This window comes from Myxococcus sp. CA005 (assembly GCF_006518205.1).
Lineage (GTDB): Bacteria > Myxococcota > Myxococcia > Myxococcales > Myxococcaceae > Myxococcus > Myxococcus xanthus.
In genome coordinates this window covers 101,713-118,328 of sequence record NZ_SRLV01000019.1, presented here as the reverse complement: position 1 = coordinate 118,328, position 16,616 = coordinate 101,713, and the positions used below count along the sequence as shown (strand labels likewise).

General features: G+C 67.8%; 14 protein-coding genes and 1 pseudogene. All 15 read left to right on the top strand.

Going from position 1 to position 16,616, the window contains the following annotated elements; genetic code table 11:
• A pseudogene (locus FMQ63_RS37860) lies at window positions 1-301 on the top strand (hypothetical protein); the annotation flags it as partial.
• A complete protein-coding gene (locus FMQ63_RS11355; protein WP_011553809.1) occupies window positions 298-1,440 on the top strand; it encodes an acyl-CoA dehydrogenase in 1,143 nt (380 codons plus the stop codon). The pseudogene FMQ63_RS37860 and the gene FMQ63_RS11355, both read left to right, overlap by 4 nt.
• A 5-nt stretch (window positions 1,441-1,445) precedes the next feature.
• Window positions 1,446-1,898 (top strand): AgmX/PglI C-terminal domain-containing protein, encoded by a 453-nt coding sequence (locus FMQ63_RS11350; RefSeq protein ID WP_011553808.1) that lies wholly within the window; start codon window positions 1,446-1,448, stop codon window positions 1,896-1,898.
• 10 nt (window positions 1,899-1,908) lie between these two features.
• Window positions 1,909-3,054: an acyl-CoA dehydrogenase family protein gene (locus FMQ63_RS11345; RefSeq protein WP_011553807.1), complete on the top strand. Its 1,146-nt coding sequence runs from the start codon at window positions 1,909-1,911 to the stop codon at window positions 3,052-3,054.
• Between the two features lie 438 nt (window positions 3,055-3,492).
• The gene (locus tag FMQ63_RS11340) at window positions 3,493-5,205 is read left to right on the top strand and encodes a 30S ribosomal protein S1 (RefSeq protein ID WP_002639616.1); all 1,713 of its coding nucleotides are present in this window, start codon (window positions 3,493-3,495) and stop codon (window positions 5,203-5,205) included.
• 237 nt (window positions 5,206-5,442) lie between these two features.
• Entirely contained in the window at window positions 5,443-7,842 is a 2,400-nt protein-coding gene (locus tag FMQ63_RS11335) for a WD40 repeat domain-containing protein (RefSeq protein WP_011553805.1), read from the top strand.
• 221 nt (window positions 7,843-8,063) lie between these two features.
• The gene (locus FMQ63_RS11330) at window positions 8,064-9,245 is read left to right on the top strand and encodes an acetyl-CoA C-acetyltransferase (RefSeq protein WP_011553804.1); all 1,182 of its coding nucleotides are present in this window, start codon (window positions 8,064-8,066) and stop codon (window positions 9,243-9,245) included.
• A gap of 81 nt (window positions 9,246-9,326) precedes the next feature.
• Complete coding sequence (locus FMQ63_RS11325; RefSeq protein ID WP_011553803.1) at window positions 9,327-10,025, top strand: CoA transferase subunit A; 699 nt, start codon at window positions 9,327-9,329, stop codon at window positions 10,023-10,025.
• Window positions 10,026-10,036: 11 nt separating this feature from the next.
• Window positions 10,037-10,693 carry a CoA transferase subunit B gene (locus FMQ63_RS11320; protein WP_011553802.1) on the top strand — a complete coding sequence of 219 codons (657 nt, stop codon included), beginning with the start codon at window positions 10,037-10,039 and terminating at the stop codon, window positions 10,691-10,693.
• 62 nt (window positions 10,694-10,755) lie between these two features.
• Entirely contained in the window at window positions 10,756-11,124 is a 369-nt protein-coding gene (locus FMQ63_RS11315; protein WP_090492651.1) for a TIGR02266 family protein, read from the top strand.
• A 7-nt stretch (window positions 11,125-11,131) separates the two neighbouring features.
• Window positions 11,132-12,427: a class I SAM-dependent RNA methyltransferase gene (locus tag FMQ63_RS11310; protein ID WP_011553800.1), complete on the top strand. Its 1,296-nt coding sequence runs from the start codon at window positions 11,132-11,134 to the stop codon at window positions 12,425-12,427.
• 253 nt (window positions 12,428-12,680) lie between these two features.
• Window positions 12,681-14,078, top strand: coding sequence for a VWA domain-containing protein (locus FMQ63_RS11305; protein WP_026114122.1), 1,398 nt, complete (start codon window positions 12,681-12,683; stop codon window positions 14,076-14,078).
• Window positions 14,079-14,114: 36 nt separating this feature from the next.
• Window positions 14,115-14,624: a hypothetical protein gene (locus FMQ63_RS11300; RefSeq protein ID WP_011553798.1), complete on the top strand. Its 510-nt coding sequence runs from the start codon at window positions 14,115-14,117 to the stop codon at window positions 14,622-14,624.
• 73 nt (window positions 14,625-14,697) lie between these two features.
• A complete protein-coding gene (gene miaB / locus FMQ63_RS11295; RefSeq protein WP_011553797.1) occupies window positions 14,698-16,086 on the top strand; it encodes a tRNA (N6-isopentenyl adenosine(37)-C2)-methylthiotransferase MiaB in 1,389 nt (462 codons plus the stop codon).
• Window positions 16,087-16,090: 4 nt separating this feature from the next.
• Window positions 16,091-16,606, top strand: coding sequence for a gamma carbonic anhydrase family protein (locus tag FMQ63_RS11290; RefSeq protein WP_011553796.1), 516 nt, complete (start codon window positions 16,091-16,093; stop codon window positions 16,604-16,606).
• Window positions 16,607-16,616 lie beyond the last annotated feature (10 nt).

The following is a 16,616-nucleotide window of genomic DNA, read 5'->3' as shown; positions in this document are numbered from 1 at the left end:
GGACGGTTCGGGGGGCGTGGCCGGGCTGGGGTTGTCCTATGACTTCATCGAGCGGCACCCGGACACGGTACCGTGGACCCTGTCCGTGGTCGTGCGGCGGGCATGGACGGGGGAGGGGAACCGGCTGGACGTCAGCCTCGACGTCACGGTGCCCCTCAATATGTTCTGGGGTACTCCCGGGGAATCCCGGGTCTCAGGCGACCGGACGGTGTCTCACCGGCACGCCACGGCGCGCTTCCGCGCACGCGCCGCGTCTTCGCTGTTCCAGAGGGAAGCCCCTCATATTATGGAGGTTCCATGAACTTCGAGTTGACCGACATCCAGCGTGAAATCCAGCGGATGACCCGCGAGTTCGCGGCCAAGGAGCTCATCCCCAACGCCCGCAAGTGGGACGAGCACCACGCCTGGCCGACCGACGCGGTGAAGAAGCTGGCCGAGCTGTCCCTGCTGGGCGTGGCCGTTCCCGAGCAGAACGGCGGCGCCGGGCTCGACAACGTCTGTTACGCCATCGCCATGGAGGAGATCAGCCGCGGCTGTGCCTCCACCGGCGTCATCATGAGCGTGAACAACTCGCTCTACTGCGATCCGATCATGAAGTACGGCACGGATGCGCAGAAGGAGCAGTTCCTGGCGCCCTTCGCCCGGGGCGAGAAGCTGGGCTGCTTCGGCCTCACCGAGCCCGAGGCCGGCAGCGACGCCGCCGCGCAGAAGACGGTCGCCGTGCGCAAGGGTGACGAGTACGTCATCAACGGCTCGAAGAACTGGATCACCAACGGCCCCAAGGCCGACGCCATCGTCCTGATGACGATGACCAACAAGGAAGCGGGCCACAAGGGCATCACCGCGTTCATGGTCCCCACGGACACGCCGGGGTTCATCCGCGCCGAGCCGGACAAGAAGATGGGCATCAGCGCCGCCTGGTCCTGCTCCATGTTCTTTGAGGACATGCGCGTGCCGGCCAAGTACATGCTCGGCAAGGAAGGCGAGGGCTTCAAGATCGCCATGAGCACGCTGGACGGCGGCCGCATCGGCATCGCGTCGCAGGCGCTGGGCATCGCGCGCGCGGCGTACGAGGAGGCGGTGCGCTACTCCGGTGAGCGCAAGTCCTTCGGCAAGCCCATCCGCGAGCACCAGGCCATCCAGTTCATGATCGCCGACATGGCCACGGAGATCGACGCGGCCCGGCTGCTCGTGTGGCGGGCGGCCCTGCAGAAGGACAAGGGCGTGCGCCACAGCGCGGAGAGCGCCATGGCCAAGCTGTACGCCAGCGAGATGGCCAGCCGCGTGGCGAACAAGGCCCTGCAGGTGCACGGCGGCATGGGCTACAGCAAGGAGATGGACGTGGAGCGCCACGTGCGCGACGCGCGCATCACCGAAATCTACGAGGGGACGAGCGAAATCCAGCGCATCGTCATCGCCGCCAACCTGCTGAGGGAGTAACCGTCATGACTCGAGCGCTTCTCTCCGCAGTCGTCCTGGCCTCGGCGGTGGCGCTCGCGCAGGGCGCCGCCCCCGCGAAGGCGCCCACCGGCGGCAAGTCCGCCGCCACGACGCCGGCCCCCGCCAAGCGAGACGGGCCGGACGTCGACCGGATGCCCTTCACGCCCGACTCCATCCGTCAGGTCGTCCAGTACCACCAGCGCCGCATCCAGGAGTGCTACGAGGACCACATGGCGGAGAAGGACCGGACGGTGGAGGGGCGGCTGATGACGACCTTCACCATCGACGCCAATGGTCTGGTGAAGGATGCCCGGGTGGTGAAGAAGACCAGCACGCTCAAGGACCCGAGCCTGCACGACTGCGTACAGGCCGTCCTGTCGTCCATGACCTTCCCGAAGCCTCCGGATGGCACGGACCGCCCCATCGAGTACCCGTTCAACCTCAAGGCCATCGAGTAGGACAACCGCCGTGAACCTCGAGCTCACCGAGACGCAGACCCTCATCCGCGACACCGCGCGCAAGTTCGCTCGCGAGCGCGTGGCCCCCCTGGCCCGGACACTGGACCGCGAAGAGCGCTTTCCCACGGACCTCTTCCGGCAGTTGGGCGAGATGGGACTGCTGGGGGTGAACCTCCCGGCGCGCTACGGCGGTTCGGAGGCCGGCGTGGTGGCCTATGCGCTGGCGATGATGGAGATGGCCGCGGCCGACGCGTCCACGTCGGTGGCCATGGCCGTCACCAACATGTGCGGCGAGCTCATCAACGCGTTCGGCACCGACGCGCAGCGCGAGAAGTACGTGACGCGGCTGGCGTCCGGCGAGGCCATCGCGGGCTCGTTCGCGCTGTCCGAGCCCCATGCGGGCTCCGACCCCGGCGCGCTGCGCACCACCGCGGTGCGGCGCGGGGACGTGTGGGTCCTCAACGGCAGCAAGCAGTGGATCACCTCCGGCGCGTACGCGGGGGTGATGGTGGTGTGGGCACGCACGTCCCCCGCCGGCAACAAGGGCTTGTCGTGCTTCATCGTCGAAGGCGGGACGAAGGGGCTCATCATCGGCAAGCACGAGGACAAGATGGGCCTGCGCTCCTCGAACACGGTGTCGCTCACGTTCGAGGACTGCGAGGTTCCGGCGGAGAACCTGCTGGGCGCCGAAGGGCAGGGCTTCAAGCTGGCCATGGTGGCGCTGGACGGTGGGCGCATTGGCATCGCGGCGCAGGCCTGCGGCGTGGGGCGCGCGGCGCTCGAGGCGACCGTGGCCTACGTGAAGGACCGTCAGGCGTTCGGCCAGCCCATTGGCGAGTTCCAGGGCCCGCGCTTCATGCTCGCGGACATGCAGACGCAGTTGGAGGCGGCGGAGCTGCTGACGCTGCGTGCGGCGTCGATGAAGGAGAAGGGACAGCCGTTCTCCCGCGAGGCCTCCATGGCGAAGCTCTTCGCCAGCGAGATGAGCAACAAGGTGGCCGACAAGGCCGTGCAGCTCCACGGCGGCTACGGCTACATCGACGAGTTCCCGGTGGAGCGGTTCTTCCGCGACGCCCGCGTGCAGACCATCTACGAAGGCACCAGCGAGGTGCAGCGGATGGTGATCGCCCGCGAGAGCTTCAAGCTCCTGGGCTGACGGCCGGGAAGAAATCCGGGGCCGCCGGCGGTTGAGTGCGGCCCGGAGTTGGCCCTGGAATTTCAGGGCCTTGACTGCCTGTTCGGGCACCAGGCTGGGGGCAGGCATCCTGCGGAACGGGGCTGCGCGGCAGGGCAGGCGTTCTTAACTAGGAACCAGGGTCCGCACGGCCGGGGTTCACGCCCTCCCGCCTGGATCCCAGCCGGGCGGACGCCGAACCGGGGCATTGACAGCTCCGAGGTAGGACATCCACCCAACAGCACAGGGGGCACGAGCTCGCTTGACTACCGGAATCACCGGTGTCTAGGGTGCGCGGCTTCCATCAAATCAAGTCCTCAATGAGGAGGACGAACGTCACTGCCCGCTGCTCCCCGCAGGCCGCGACGGAAAAACCACCATCAGGGGGCAGTTGTACCGGTTTCAAAGGACTTCCATTTCATGCAGCAGAACGTGAACCAGCAGGTCGGGATGGACGGCGGCGACGAAGACTTTGCCGCAATGTTCGAGGCCTCGCTCAAGGAGCGCGGTGGTGACGGCATCCTGAAGGAAGGGGAGATCGTCAAGGGCACCGTGGTCCAGGTGACGAAGGACTTCGCGATTGTCGACATCGGCTACAAGTCCGAGGGACAGGTCCCGATCTCCGAGTTCACCAACCCTCGCGGAGAGGTCTCGGTTCAGGCCGGTGACCCCGTCGAGGTCCTCCTGGAGAGTCGCGAGAACGACACCGGCATGGTCGTCCTCTCCAAGGAGAAGGCCGACAAGATGCGCATCTGGGACGAGATCAGCGCCGCCTGCGAGCGCGATGAGATCGTCAAGGGCACCATCGTCGGTCGCGTGAAGGGCGGCCTGTCCGTCGACATCGGCGTGAAGGCGTTCCTGCCCGGCTCGCAGGTTGACATCCGCCCCGTGCGGAACCTTGACCAGTACATCTCGAAGGAATTCGAGTTCAAGGTCATCAAGTTCAACAAGAAGCGCGGCAACATCGTCCTCTCCCGCCGCGTGCTCCTCGAGAAGCAGCGCGAGGAGATGAAGAAGGAGACCCTCAAGAACCTCAAGGAGGGTGCCGTCCTCAAGGGCGTGGTCAAGAACCTCACCGACTACGGTGCGTTCATCGACCTGGGCGGTATCGACGGTCTGCTCCACATCACGGACATGTCGTGGGGCCGCATCGGTCACCCGAGCGAGATGTTCAACGTGGGTGACGAGGTTCGCGTCGTCGTCCTCAAGTTCGACCCGACGCAGGAGCGCGTCAGCCTGGGCCTGAAGCAGATCCAGGAGGACCCGTGGCACCGCGCCGACGAGAAGTACCCGGTCGGCACGCGCGTCCGCGGCAAGGTCGTGTCCATCACGGACTACGGCGCGTTCATCGAGATCGAGCAGGGCGTCGAGGGTCTGGTGCACGTGTCCGAGATGTCCTGGACCAAGCGCCTCAAGCACCCGTCCAAGATCCTGGAGGTCGGCCAGGAGGTGGAGGCCGTCGTCCTGGACATCGATCCGAAGGCCAAGCGCATCGCGCTGGGCATGAAGCAGATCGAGCAGAACCCCTGGACGCTGCTCGAGGACAAGTACCCGATCGGCTCCGTCATCAAGGGTCAGATCCGCAACGTCACCGACTTCGGCGTGTTCGTCGGCGTCGAGGAGGGCGTGGACGGCCTGGTGCACGTCTCCGACATCTCCTGGACGGTGCGCATCAAGCACCCGGGCGAGATGTTCAAGAAGGGCGACGAGGTCGAGGCGGTGGTGCTCAACATCGACGTCGAGAACGAGCGCTTCAGCCTGGGCATCAAGCAGCTCCAGCCGGACCCCTGGGAGACGCTGTCCGAGCGCCTGCCCGTGGGCAGCCGCGTGAAGGGCAAGGTCACCAAGGTCACCGACTTCGGCGCGTTCGTGGAGATCGAGCCGGGCATCGAGGGCCTCGTCCACGTCTCCGAGCTGAAGGAGGAGCGTGTCGAGAACCCGCGTGACGTGGTGCAGGAGGCGCAGGATGTCGAGGTGAAGATCATCGACATCAACACCCCGGACCGGAAGGTCGCGCTGTCGATGAAGGCGCTGATCGGCGAGGGCGAGGACTACCGCGAGTACCTCCGCAAGCAGGCGGAAGGCTCGAAGGCGCGCCTCGGCGACGTGATGGCGAGCAAGCTGAAGAAGTAGTCTTCAGCCGCACGCGCCAGCACGGCGAGACGGCCGGGTTCCCGAGAGGGGGCCCGGCCGTTGCCGTTTCGGGGCGGGGCCTGCTATGCAAGACGCCGCGCGCTACGGGGCCGAGCGCGCGGGGGACAATCCATGTCTGTTCGTTCTGTTGCCTGGGGCAGTCGCGCCGGGGTGGCCTGCGCGCTCATGCTGAGTGCGGTGTTTGCTTGTTCGGATGGAAGCAGCCCGAATCCCTCTGTGTCCCGCCCTCCGGGCCAGGCACGCATCGAGGCCCCCGTCGTAGGGCTCACGGCGGGATTGCCGGGAGGCTTCCGGTGCATCGCCGAGGATCCGGACGGTGACGCGCTGACCTATGCGTTCGACTGGGGGCGCGCGAAGGCGGAAGTCAGCCTGTCCGAACGTGTTCCCAGCGGCACCGCCGGTGACGTGGCTCCCGTCTTCCAGACGAAGGGGCAGTTTTCGGCCCGCTGCCGCGCGGTCGATACCCACGGACAGTTGGGGGCGTGGTCCGAATACGCGCTCTTCGAAGTGCACCCGGCGCCACCGCTGGATGACGGGAAGCGGGAGCTCACGGTGGAGGTCTTTGGCCACGGGCGCGTGACGAGCACGCCGAGCGGCATCGACTGCACGTCCACCTGCAGCGCTCGCTTCGAGGTCGGAGCCGAAGTCACCCTATCCGCGGAGCCACAGCCCGGCTGGCGCTTCACGGGGCTGCTGCGCTGTGGCACCGAGCGCGCGTCCCAGGTCGTCCGGGTCGACCACAACTATCATTGTGGGGCAGGGTTCGCCCGACGGGAGGAGCAGGCCGTGGAGTGGCGCCAGACGGGCGCCTCCTACCCCAGCGATGCGTCGTGGGGCCCCGATGGCCGGCTGCTCGCGGTGTTGGATCAAAGGGGCACGCGAGGCGGCCTGCGCATCTGGAATGCGGGCCTTGGGCAGGTTGCCCGCATCATCCACCAGGACTCCACTGACATCCGTTCGGTGTCCTGGGGCCCGCGGGACGAGGACCTAGCGGTGGGGCTCGCGGATGGGCGACTGGCCTTGATCGACCCGGCGACGGGAGCGCTCCACCAGACGTGGAGCGCCCACGCTGGGCCCGTGGTGGGGCTGGCCTGGTATGCGAGAGGAAATGAGCTGGCCAGCGTCAGCCACCCGGAGACAGGCGGCGCGGAGGTGCGCTTCTGGGCCGCGTCCTCGGGGACGGAGAGCCGGGCGCCGTTGCGGACGGCGCGCACCCTCCGGAAAATCCACTGGAGCCCGGACGGAGCGCGGGTTGCGTTGGAGATGGCGGGCGAGCAGGTGGAAATCCACAATCTGGACCCCTGGGTGCAGGTCCACGAGGTGGGGCATGGCGACAGCTTCTCCTGGAGTCCGGACGGCGCTCGCTACGCCGTGGGGAGCTACCGGAACGTCCGGGTGTACGAAACGGCAACCCACGAGCTCCAGGCCTCCTGGTTTGGACCGTGGAGCGTGTCGTCCCGCATGGACTGGAGCCCAACCCAGGACTGGCTCGTCATCGTGGACCTGGTCCACTCCCTGACGGTCCTGAACGTCAACACCGGGACGGTGGTCGCAAACGGCACCGAGGTGCCCCCCAATCCGTTGGACGCCCTGGGCTTCAGCGCCGTGCGCTTCCACCCGGTCCACGACTCGTTCGTCGCGGTGGCCCGCAGGCCCGCGTCGGTCTCCACCTTCAGCGTGGACGCGCAGCAATCGCGGCTGCAGCGCCACGAGTTGGTGGCCCATTCGTCCGCGATCAACGCCACGAAGTGGAGTCCGGCGGGGGACCGGCTGGCGTCAGCGGGCGACGACGGAAAGGTCCGGCTCTGGGGCGCCGCGGGCCAGGCGCTGGCGACTTTGGACGGACACGAGGGCAAGTCGGTCCGCGCGCTCGGATGGGACGCGAGTGGCGCACGGCTCGCGTCGGGAGGTGCTGATGGCCGCGTCTGCGTCTGGGACGCCGGCACGGGCCGGCTGACGCAGCCGCCGCTGCAGATGATGCAACGGGCGCAGGGGCATACACCCAAGGTGGAGCACGTCGCACTGAGTCCGGACGGCCGCACGCTGGCGAGCGCGGGCGCGACGCTATTTCTCACGGGAAGCATGACCAGCGTCCAGGTCTGGGACGTCGCTTCGCGCACGGAGCTGCTCAACATCCCAGAGACGGACAGCCCCGTCGTAGCGCTGGGATGGACGCCGGACAGCCAGTCGCTGATCATCGTCTATACCCACGCGGCATGGGATGTCTGGAACCGCAGCTCCGGGGTGCTCAAGCGCGTGGAGTCCGCCCCGGAAATCCTGACCACCGCGGCGCTCAGTCCCGATGGAACCCGGTTGGCCTGCAGCGACCGGCTGGGGGTGTCCGTCCTGGACGTGGGGACGGGGGCTGTCGTCGCGGAGACCCCTATGTGGATGAGGCAACTGTCCCTGGCGTGGCACCCGGACGGTACGCGCTTCTCCGGTGGCGGTGCGTATCAGCTCGTCTTCGACTGGCAGGTGCATGAGCACGGCCAACTTCTGCCCAGCGTCATGGGGGTCCACGACAGCACGGTCCTGGGCGCATCATGGCGCGGGGACGGCGAGGTCCTCACCACAGGTGGCGCGGACATGGCGCTGGTCACCTGGCGCGCCCGCTAGGAACCGTCCGACCGGTAGGTTGGGCAGGGGCCCATCCAGCACACCGCCAGCCTTCGTGACTTCGCGCGGTTACGAGGGCTGGCGCGTTGCGTCGTGCACAGTGGACGCTCACGCCCGTGTGACGAGCAAGGATGCTTGAACTCAGGGAAGTGGCCGGTGATAAGGGCCCCCGACACTGTTATCGAAGAGCATCCGCACATCCTCAAGAGGAGGCAGGTTTCATGGCTCGTGACGTCGTCATCGTGGGCGCGGCCCGTACCCCCATTGGTGCCTTTCAGGGCGCGCTCGCCAAGCTGACGGCCCCGCAGCTGGGCGCGATCGCGATCAAGGCGGCGCTGGAGCGCGCGGGCGTGAAGCCCGAGGCCGTTCAGGAAGTCATCCTGGGCTGTGTGCTCACCGCGGGCGTGGGCCAGGCGCCCGCTCGCCAGGCGGCCATCTTCGCCGGCCTGCCCGAGACGGTTCCCGCCACCACGCTCAACAAGGTCTGTGGCTCCGGCCTCAAGGCCGTCAGCGCGGGCGCGCAGGCCATTGCCCTGGGTGACGCGGACGTCGTCGTCGTGGGCGGCATGGAGTCCATGAGCAACGCGCCGTACATCAGCCACACGATGCGTGGCGGCGCGCGCATGGGCAACGTGGAATTCAAGGACGCGATGATCCACGACGGCCTCTGGGACGTGTACGGCAACGTCCACATGGGCATCTGCGCCGAGGAGTGCGCCACGACGCAGGACATCAGCCGCTCGCAGCAGGACGAGTACGCGCTGGAGTCCACGCGCCGCGCCATCCAGGCCCAGAAGGAAGGCCTGTTCAAGGCGGAGATCGTCCCGGTCCAGATTCCGGGCAAGAAGCCGGAGGACGTCGTCACCGTCTCCGACGACGAGGGGCCCCGCAACGCGAAGCCGGAGAAGATTCCGGGCCTGAAGCCGGTGTTCAAGAAGGACGGCACGGTGACGGCCGCCAACGCGTCCTCCATCAACGACGGCGCCGCGGCGCTGGTGCTGATGAGCGAGGAGCGCGCGAAGGCCGAGGGCCGCGCCATCCTGGGCCGCATCACGGGCTACGCCCAGGCGGCGCGCAAGCCGGTGGAGTTCACCATCGCGCCCACGGACGCCATCAACAAGCTGCTGAAGAAGCAGGGCATCAGCGCGGGTGACGTGGACCTCTGGGAGATCAACGAGGCGTTCGCGGTGGTGTCCATCGCGAACAACCGGCTGCTCGGCCTGGACGTGTCGAAAGTGAACGTGCGCGGCGGCGCGGTGGCGCTGGGGCACCCGATTGGCGCGTCCGGCGCGCGCGTGCTGGTGACGCTGCTGCAGACGATGCAGGACCTGGACAAGAAGCGTGGCGTCGCGTCGCTCTGCATCGGCGGCGGCGAGGGCATCGCGCTGATGGTGGAGCGCTGAACTTCCTCTCCCAATAGGAGAGGGGCACGGGGTGGGGGCCTGCCAAGGGCCTTCACCCCGTTCGCACATGCGGGAGGGCGGATGAACAAGGTCTACGCGAACGCGGACGAGGCGGTCGCCGACATCCCGGATGGCTGCACGCTCATGAGCGGCGGCTTCGGGCTGTGCGGCAACCCGGAGAATCTCATCGAGGCACTTCACCGGAAGAACGTGAAGGACCTCACCATCATCTCCAACAACTGCGGCACCACCGAGCTGGGGCTCGGAATCCTGCTTCAGAACAAGCAGGTGAAGAAGATGGTGTCCAGCTACGTGGGAGAGAACAAGGAGTTCGAGCGACAGTTCCTCTCCGGTGAGCTGGAGGTGGAGCTGAACCCGCAGGGCACCCTGGCCGAGCGCATCCGCGCGGGCGGCTGCGGCATTGGCGGCTTCTTCACCCCGACGGGCGCCGGCACCCAGGTGGCCGAAGGGAAGGAGACGCGCGTCATCGACGGGCGGCTGCACGTGCTGGAGACGCCGCTGAAGGCGGACTTCGCCATTGTCCGTGCGTGGAAGGCGGACCGCTGGGGCAACCTGGTGTTCCGCAAGACGGCGCGGAACTTCTCTCCGATGATGTGCATGGCGGCCAAGGTCACCATCGTCGAGGCGGAGCACATCGTGGAGCCGGGCGAGCTGGACCCGGACCTGGTGCACATCCCGAGCATCTTCGTGAAGCGCATCGTCCAGGCGAAGAACCTCCAGAAGTGGATCGAGCGGCGCACCGTCCGCAAGTCGGCCTGAGGAGCCCAGCCATGCCACTGACTCGTGAACAGATTGCACAGCGCATCGCCCAGGAGCTGCAGGACGGCTTCTACGTCAACCTGGGTATCGGCATGCCCACCCTGGTGGCCAACTACATCCCTCCGGGCATGGACATCGTGCTCCAGTCGGAGAACGGCCTGCTGGGCATCGGCCCCTGGCCCGTGGAAGGCCAGGAGGATCCGGACCTCATCAACGCCGGGAAGGAGACGGTGACGGCGGTGCCCGGCGCCGCGTTCTTCGACTCGGCCCTGTCGTTCGGGATGATCCGCGGCGGCCACATCGACATGGCCGTGCTGGGTGCCATGGAGGTCAGCGAAGAGGGCGACCTGGCCAACTGGATGATCCCCGGAAAGATGATCAAGGGCATGGGCGGCGCCATGGACCTGGCCGTCGGTGCCCAGCGCATCTTCGTGGCCATGGAGCACGCCAACAAGGACGGCAAGCCCAAGATCCTCAAGAAGTGCTCGTTGCCGCTGACGGGCCTCAAGTGCATCCACCACATCGTCACGGACCACGCGTACATCGACGTGACGCCGCAGGGACTCATCCTGCGCGAGGTGGCACCCGGAGTGACGGTGGAGCAGGTGCAGAAGCTCACCGAGCCGAAGCTGACGGTGGCCCCCGACGTCCGTGAGATGAAAGTCTGAGCGTGTGGGGATAAGGTGCACCGCCGCGGGCGTTGTACGAACCCCGCGGCGGAGCGCTTCTCATGGCAGACAGTCCCAACACCTCGACCCCTCATCCCCGCGCGCCCCGTCTCGAGTACGAGCTGCCGGTGGCCTACCGCAGCGTCTCTGGCTTCGTCACCGACTGGGCGGTGAACCTGTCGAAGGGGGGCCTCTACATCAACACCGACAAGCCGCTGGCCGTGGACACGGTGGTGCGGCTGTTGGTGACGCTGCCCGGCGCGCACTTCCCCGTGGAGCTGAAGGGGCGGGTGACGCGCACCAATGCCGTGGGCGTGCCCGCGCCTCAGTCCCCAGGGATGGCGGTGGAGTTCCTGGACGTTGATGAAGACAAGCGAACGCGTATCGCGGAGTTCGTGGAGCGCCTGCGCTCGGAGCTCCCGCCCGAATAGCGCCTGAATGCTGCCGCTACCCGAACTTCCCATTGAATTGACCATCGAACGCCTCGGCCAGCTCGGCGAAGGCGTGGCCTCCTGGCAGGGGCGCACCGTCTTCATCCCGGGGACCTTCCCGGGCGACACCGTGCGCGTCCACCTGGAGACGCAAGGCCGTGTGCTGCGCGGCATCCTGCGACAGGTGGTGTCGCCAGGCCCGGACCGGCGTGACGCGCCCTGCGTGTACGCGTCCGACTGCGGCGGCTGTGACTGGCTGGCGCTGGCCGAGCCCGCACAGCGCAGCGCGAAGCAGGAGATCGTCCTCTCCACCCTGGAGCACCTGGGGCACCTGGCTCGGGACAGCTTCACCGTGCGTCCGCTGCTGGTGGCCCCACGCGACTGGGGCTACCGGCGCCGCGCGGTGCTGCATCCCGCGGGCAAGGGCGCGCTGGGGTACTTCGGCCGGCGCAGCCACGAACGCGTACCCGTGGAAGTCTGCGGCGCGCTCACGCCCGTGCTCACGGCGCTCCCCGGCAAGCTGGCCCCGCTGCTCAAGCCCCTGGCGAAGGATGCCGAGGAAGTGCTGCTGCTGGCGGAAGGGGACAAGGCCGCGTTCGCGGTGAATCTCAGCGGCCCGGTGACGGCGCGCCACCTGGAGGCCGCCGAGGCGGCCGTGCGCGCCCTGCGGCTGGAGGGCGCGGTGCTGACGCCGAAGGAAGGATCGGCTCGGCTTCTTGGCAAGCCGGCGCTGCGCTCCTACTCGCCGCTGCGGCCAGAAGTCCCCCTGTACCTGCGGCCGGATGCCTTCGCTCAGGCCCATGCCGAGGCCAACGTGGGGCTGGTGACCTCGGCCGTGTACGAGCTGGGAGCCCGCGAGTCCGACACCGTGCTGGAGCTGTATTCGGGCAACGGCAACTTCACCTTCCCGCTGGCCGGAACCGCCGCGTCCGTGCTGGGCGTGGAGTCCTCCCCCGTGGGCGTCGAGTTGGCACAGCGGAGCGCTCACGAGGGTGGGGTGACGAATGTGCGCTTCATCCAGGGCGACGCCCGCAAGGTGTGCGACGGGCTGGTGGCCGAGCAGCGCCGCTTCGATGTGTGCCTCGCGGACCCGCCGCGCGCGGGAGCCCCGGGCCTGGCGAAGTGGATGACCGCCTTGGGGGTGCGCCGCGTGGTGTACGTGGCGTGTGATCCGGCATCCCTGGCTCGGGACGCCGCCGGCCTGGTTGCCGCGGGCTACAAGCCCCTGGCCCTCCAGGTGGTCGACATGTTCCCTCAGACGCATCACGTCGAGGCCGTGATGTCCTTCGAGCGGCCGGCCTGAACAGCACCAACACGTACTGTCAGTATTTGCTCTGTTGAGCAGCGAGATTCGGGCGTCCATCGGCGCTCAGGCTACGGCTTGCCCGATTCCCCTCTGAAACCGCAGTGGGTGGATCGCGACCGCAGTCTTGAATAAGCGGTAATTCACTAAATTTTAGTGATTACACCGCGTGTACCAGGGAGGCAGGCGTCCGCTCGCTTCATGGTTGTGCATTCCCGATTGCGCGCGGGCCATCCCCGGACATGATGGTTGCGTGGATGCCCGCATCGTCGAGTTCGCCGAGGTCCTTCGCCAGAACGGTGTGCGTGTCAGTACGTCCGAGGTCCAGGACGCGCTGCGCGCCACGTCCGAGGTAGGCCTCAAGGATCGGAACCTGTTCCGTTCGGTGCTCCGCACCACGCTGGTGAAGCGCGAGCTGGACGTGGACACCTTCAACCGGGCCTTCGAGTTCTACTTCTCCGGCGCGGCGAGGACGTTCGAGGACATCGACAAGTCGCTGGCGCAGCAGTTGGAGGAGGAAGGCTACCTGGAGGGCGACCTGCTGAAGATGGTCCTCATCCAGATGCACCAGCTCCTCCCGGAGATGTCCCCCCTGGCCCAGGCCGTGCTGATGGGAGACCGGGCCCGGCTGGCGCAGATCTTCCGGATGGCTTCGCTGCAGTTGGACCTGTCGCGGATGGAGAGCCCGCTCCAGGCCGGGTTCTTCTCCCGGCGCATGCTGGCGGCGGCTGGGGCGGACAAGGCCCGGAACGACATGAAGTCGCTCGAAGACGAGCTGCGAGCCCGCGGCCTCACCCCGGAAGGGGTGGAGATTGTCTCGCGCCATGTCGCGGCCGCGATGCGGAAGATCGAGGACGCCGCCCGCCAGGAAGTGAAGCGCCAGGCGGAGGCCCGCATCCGCCGCCGCACCGACTCCGCCGCGGACAAGCCGCTGCACCTGCTCACCCAGGCGGAGGTGGACCAGATGGAGTCCGCCGTGCGCACCCTGGCGGAGAAGCTGCGCAGCCGGCTCATCCGGAAGCAGCGCTCGCACCGCAAGGGCGCCCTCAACGTGCGGCGCACGCTGCGCCGGAACCTGCCGTGGGGCGGGGTGCCCATGGTGCCCCAGTTCCGCAGTCGCCGCCCCGAGCGCCCGGAGCTGGTGGTGCTCTGCGACGTGTCCGACTCCGTCCGTCAGGCCTCACGGATGATGCTGCTGTTCATGCACACGATGCAGTCGCTCTTCGTCCGCGTGCGCTCGTTCGTCTTCGTGTCCGACGTGGGCGAGGTGACGCAGTACTTCAAGGACCTGGAGGTCGACGCCGCCATCGATATGGCCACCGCGGGCAAGACGGTGTCCCTGAGCGCGAACTCCAACTACGGCCGCGCCCTGGCCGACTTCACCCGGGACCACCTGGGCAGCATCACCCGCCGGACCACCGTGATGGTGATTGGCGACGGGCGGAACAACTACAACGCGAACAACGCCTGGGCCCTCAAGGACCTGCGCCGCAAGGCGAAGCGGCTCTTGTGGATCTGCCCCGAGGAGCGTGGCAACTGGGGCATTGGCGACAGCGAGATGCTCACCTACGAGAAGCACTGTCACCAGGCCGTCGTCGTCACCTCCGTGTCGGACCTGGCCCGGATCGCCGACCAGCTCGTGCCCGCGTAGTCCCGGGCCCATTCCCCCCCCGCAAGGCACCTCCCCATGTCTTCCTTCCTCTTCGACGACAACGGCTTCCAGGACGTCCCCAACCGGGAGTCGTCCACGGACCTCACCGCCGCCGACGACCGCACCCTCCGCTGGGCCGCCCCCCCGCTGGACGCGGCGATGCTCGACGCCCTGGTCTGCTACCAGCAGACCTACCTTGCCCAGGCCTCCGGGCAGGGAACGGAGACCCTGGCCAAGGCCCACACCGAGGCCCTGGCCGCGTCCGGGCTGGACCCCAAGACGGCGGAGCAGGGCAGCGCGCTGCTGCGAGCCTTCGGCGGGCGGCGCTGGGCGGTCCGCAAGCTCCAGGACAAGCTGGGGCAGCTCCAGGGCGGCGCGGCGGACGAGCTCCAGGGCCGCATCCAGGACGAGCTGGCCAAGCAGGAGCGCGAAACCAATGCCCTGGCGCGGCGTTACGGCGAGGACGCACTGGTGCTGCTCCGGGCCCGCGAAGCGGAGCTGGTGGACCTGCACACCCGCCTGACGCACCTGCTCAGCCGGGGATGAAGGCGGGCGGGCGGCTGGTTGCATTCCGCGTCCGGCCATCGGATAAGGGCACGTACTTGCTCAGGGTTCTTCCATGAAGCGCTATTTCATCCACACCTTCGGCTGCCAGATGAACGTCAACGACTCGCTCCGCATGAGCGAGGTGTTGAGCCAGATGTCCTACGCGCCGACGCCGGTGCCGGACAACGCCGACCTCATCATCCTCAACACCTGCTCCATCCGGGAGAAGGCAGAGGACAAGATGCTGTCCGCCCTGGGGCGGTACAAGCCGGTGAAGGCCAGCCGTGGCGCGCTGATTGGCGTGGGCGGGTGCGTGGCGCAGCAGGAGAAGGACAAGCTCCTCAAGAAGGTGCCGTACCTGGACTTCGTCTTCGGCCCCGACAACATCGCGCGCCTGCCGGACATCATCGGCCGGGTGTCCGCGGAGCGGGAGCGGGTGGTGGAGACGGCCTTCGTGAACTCGGAGGAGTACGTCTTCCCGCGCGCCGACCCGGAGACGTCCCGCGGCAAGGTCACCGAGTTCGTCACGGTGATGAAGGGCTGCGACAACGTCTGCTCGTTCTGCATCGTGCCGCACACGCGTGGCCGCGAGGTGAGCCGGGCGTTCCCCGACGTGCTCGTCGAGGTGGCGGACCTGGCGAAGGTGGGCGTGCGCGAGGTGACGCTCATCGGCCAGAACGTGAACTCGTACGCGGGCGGCATCTCCTTCGCGCAGCTCTTGCTGCGCACCGCGGAGGTCCCCGGCATCGAGCGCGTGCGCTTCACCACCAGCCACCCGCATGACCTGTCCGACGAGCTGATCGAAGCCTTCCGCGTCCAGCCGAAGATCACCCCGCATTTCCACCTGCCGGTGCAGTGCGGCAGCGACCGCATCCTCAAGATGATGCGCCGCGACTACACGGTGGTGCAGTACCTGGAGCGCCTGGCGAAGCTGCGCGAGGCGCGGCCGGGCATCGCCGTCACCACGGACATCATCGTCGGCTTCCCCGGGGAGACCGAGGAGGAGTTCGAGATGACGATGCAGCTGACCGAGCAGGTCCGCTACGACAACCAGTTCTCCTTCGTCTACAGCCCGCGGCCCAAGACGGGCGCGGCCCTGCGCGAGAAGGACTGGGGTCCGGTGCCGCACGAGGTGAAGATTGCCCGCCTGGAGCGGCTGCAGAAGCTGCAGCGGCGCATCAGCGGCGAAATCACCGCGGCGCTCGTGGGCTCGGAAGTGGAGGTCATGGTGGAGGGGCACTCGCGCTACGACGCCACCAAGCGCTTCGGCCGCACGCCGGAGAACCGCACCGTCAACTTCGATGGGGACGCCCCCGCGGGCTCCTTCGTGACGGTGAAGGTGGAGCGCGCCACGCCCAACCAGCTCGCGGGCAAGCAGGTGGCCCTGCTCAAGCCCCCCACGGTGGAGCCGCTGCCGGTGCCCATGGCCGAGGCGCCGTTCCACGTCGTCGCGGAGGCGTAGCCCCATGCCCCAGAGGCCATTCCGAGGTGTCTCCCCCCGCGTCCACCCGGGCTGCTTCGTGGACGACTCCGCCCAGTTGGTGGGTGACATCGAGGTGGGGGAGGACTCCTCCATCTGGTTCAACTGCGTGCTGCGCGGGGACGTGAATCCCATCCGCATCGGGAAGCGCACCAACGTGCAGGACCTGTCCCTGATTCATGTCACCAGCGGCAGGTCCGCCACCACGGTGGGGGACGACGTGACGGTGGGGCACCACGTCATCCTCCATGGGTGCACCATCGGCAACCGGGTGCTGGTGGGCATGGGCGCCACCGTGATGGACGACGCGGAAGTGGGGGACGACTGCATCATCGGCGCGGGAGCCCTGCTGACGCCGGGCACGAAGATTCCCCCAGGCTCCCTGGTGGTGGGCTCCCCGGGCCGGGTGAAGCGCCCCATCACCGAGACGGAGCGTGAGTTCCTCTTGATGTCCGCGCAGCACTACGTGCTGCTCGCGGCCGAGTACCACACGGACCGCTGAGTCGCTCGCG

What these genes read in the sequence shown, in the direction of transcription:
- FMQ63_RS11310 (WP_011553800.1), top strand. Translation starts at nt 11,132, where the DNA reads ATGCTGCCGCTACCCGAACTTCCCATTGAATTGACCATCGAACGCCTC.
- FMQ63_RS11290 (WP_011553796.1), top strand. Translation starts at nt 16,091, where the DNA reads ATGCCCCAGAGGCCATTCCGAGGTGTCTCCCCCCGCGTCCACCCGGGC.
- FMQ63_RS11325 (WP_011553803.1), top strand. Translation starts at nt 9,327, where the DNA reads ATGAACAAGGTCTACGCGAACGCGGACGAGGCGGTCGCCGACATCCCG.
- FMQ63_RS11350 (WP_011553808.1), top strand. Translation starts at nt 1,446, where the DNA reads ATGACTCGAGCGCTTCTCTCCGCAGTCGTCCTGGCCTCGGCGGTGGCG.
- FMQ63_RS11315 (WP_090492651.1), top strand. Translation starts at nt 10,756, where the DNA reads ATGGCAGACAGTCCCAACACCTCGACCCCTCATCCCCGCGCGCCCCGT.
- FMQ63_RS11330 (WP_011553804.1), top strand. Translation starts at nt 8,064, where the DNA reads ATGGCTCGTGACGTCGTCATCGTGGGCGCGGCCCGTACCCCCATTGGT.
- FMQ63_RS11355 (WP_011553809.1), top strand. Translation starts at nt 298, where the DNA reads ATGAACTTCGAGTTGACCGACATCCAGCGTGAAATCCAGCGGATGACC.
- FMQ63_RS11340 (WP_002639616.1), top strand. Translation starts at nt 3,493, where the DNA reads ATGCAGCAGAACGTGAACCAGCAGGTCGGGATGGACGGCGGCGACGAA.
- FMQ63_RS11320 (WP_011553802.1), top strand. Translation starts at nt 10,037, where the DNA reads ATGCCACTGACTCGTGAACAGATTGCACAGCGCATCGCCCAGGAGCTG.
- FMQ63_RS11300 (WP_011553798.1), top strand. Translation starts at nt 14,115, where the DNA reads ATGTCTTCCTTCCTCTTCGACGACAACGGCTTCCAGGACGTCCCCAAC.
- miaB (WP_011553797.1), top strand. Translation starts at nt 14,698, where the DNA reads ATGAAGCGCTATTTCATCCACACCTTCGGCTGCCAGATGAACGTCAAC.